This window comes from Mycobacterium sp., from assembly GCF_050701675.1.
Classification (GTDB): domain Bacteria; phylum Actinomycetota; class Actinomycetes; order Mycobacteriales; family Mycobacteriaceae; genus Mycobacterium.
Genome location: NZ_JBOGDD010001084.1, coordinates 1 through 1,823 on the forward strand (window position 1 = coordinate 1; position 1,823 = coordinate 1,823).

Genomic DNA, 1,823 nt, shown 5'->3' on the forward strand with positions numbered 1-1,823 from the left:
AACCAGACGCCGGAGGGTTCGAGGGTTGCTGGTGGGACCAAGTCCGACGCGGCGAAGAGCATCGTTGCCTCTCGACAGAAGATCAGATGACCAGTTCAACTACAACATAGGTAACCTAGTTCACTACATGGCGCCTTGTCACCAAACTGCTCGATCGTTGACACTATGGCAGTGAACTGCCATCTTTGGTAGATCATCGCCAAGGGAGGCGCTCAGTGACGGATCTCAAGAGTCCAGAAGTGGTCGGCCGCAGCGAGTCGCCGGCCGAGCCGAGCAGGACGATTCGCCCCATACTGTTTTGGTCCGGTGTCGGCGCCGTGTGCGTCGCTGTCGCCACCTACGTCTATACGTCGTGGATCTTTTCCGGAAATGCGGCTCGAGTGGCACCGGGCTCCGATCCGATCCCGGGCGGCACCCAGCTGGCGATGACTGTCTTTCAGATCGCCTGCCCGATACTGGCGCTGATGGCGATCGTCTACGTCGTCCGCAAGAGCCTGCGCGAGCGCCGACTGTGCATCGAGGCCGCCGTGGTGATCGGCTCGACGATCGCATGGTGGCATGACCCATTGATCAACTGGTTCCAGCCGGTTCTGTTCTACAACGCCGGACTGGTCAACTTCGGCAATTGGATGGAGAACGTCCCCGGATCGCTCAGTCCCGGAAGCCGTTTCATGGTCGAGCCCGTGCTGATGATCGGCATGATCTACGTCTGGATGCCTCTGGCGATGGGCAAGATCGCACGGTGGGCCATGGGCCGCGCGCGGCGTCGATGGCCGATGCTTGGGCCCGTCCGGACGTTCTGCTGCGGCTGGCTTGCGGTGTACGTCATCGAGTTTCCACTCGAGATCTTCGCCGTGCATCACGGCCTCGTCGCGTATCCGGCGTCGATCCCCGGTGTCACGCTCTGGGCCGGGCAGACGGTGCAGATACCGCTCTACGGTCCCATCCTCTGGTCTCTGGTGCTGAGTTCGAGCGGGGCACTGATGTTCTTCCGCAACCGCAAGGGTCAGATCCGGGTGGAGGCGGGCGTGGAGACGCTGCACTGGGCCGGACCGCGAATCAAGGGACTCCTGCGGGTGCTGGCGGTCACCGGCTTCCTGCACGTGGTGGCGATCGGCGTGTACGACCTCCCGGTGAACTTTGCAGGCTTCTACGCCGGGCCCACCGACACCTACCCGAGCTACCTGCGCACGCAATACTGCGGACCCGATACGCCGCGGGCCTGTCCCGATGGCACCCGTTTCGACGATCCCTAGGTGCGTCCTACTTCAGGACGGCGGGCAGCGCGGCGAACTCCTGGCGGATGATGTCGTCCAGGCCGCGGCCCGGCGCGGTCAGCCACTGGTTCAGTGCGCGCTCCATGAGCAACATCCCGATGGACGCCAGCAGTCGGCATTCGTCGTCCGGCGTCGGAAGGCGTCGCCGGTCGGCGATCACCTTCGCTACCGTCTCGGTATTGGCCGCGTGGTTTCGGCGTTCGCGGCCGAGCAGTACCAGCGATGACGCGACCGCTTCGTGGTACTGCGCGATCCTCTTGCGGATGCGCTTGAGGCCCGGCGCAAGCAACGCGAATGAATTGGCCATCGCCTCGAAGTCGGACAACTCTTCGGGCTGGGCCAGGTACACGCCGCTGACGGCATCGATGAAGTCGTACTCGCCGAAGAAGAGCACCGACTCCTTGGTCGGGAAATACCTGAAGAAGGTCCGCGGTGAAAGACCCGCGCTCTCGGCGATCTGGTCCGTCGTGGTCTCGTCGTAGCCGTTGGCGCTGAACAGATTCAGTGCTGCCTCCAGCAACGCGTTCCTGGTGCGGTCCGCATGTT

Annotated in this window: 2 protein-coding genes; one reads left to right on the plus strand and one right to left on the minus strand. The window is 63.3% G+C overall.

What is annotated here, in order from left to right; translation table 11 throughout:
* Positions 1–215 precede the first annotated feature (215 nt).
* Positions 216–1,256, plus strand: coding sequence for a spirocyclase AveC family protein (locus tag ACRDUX_RS33245; RefSeq protein ID WP_526420511.1), 1,041 nt, complete (start codon positions 216–218; stop codon positions 1,254–1,256).
* A gap of 7 nt (positions 1,257–1,263) precedes the next feature.
* Here the strand turns inward: ACRDUX_RS33245 and ACRDUX_RS33250 are convergent.
* A partial coding sequence (locus tag ACRDUX_RS33250; protein WP_526420513.1) for a TetR family transcriptional regulator occupies positions 1,264–1,823 on the minus strand: 560 nt, incomplete at its 5' end.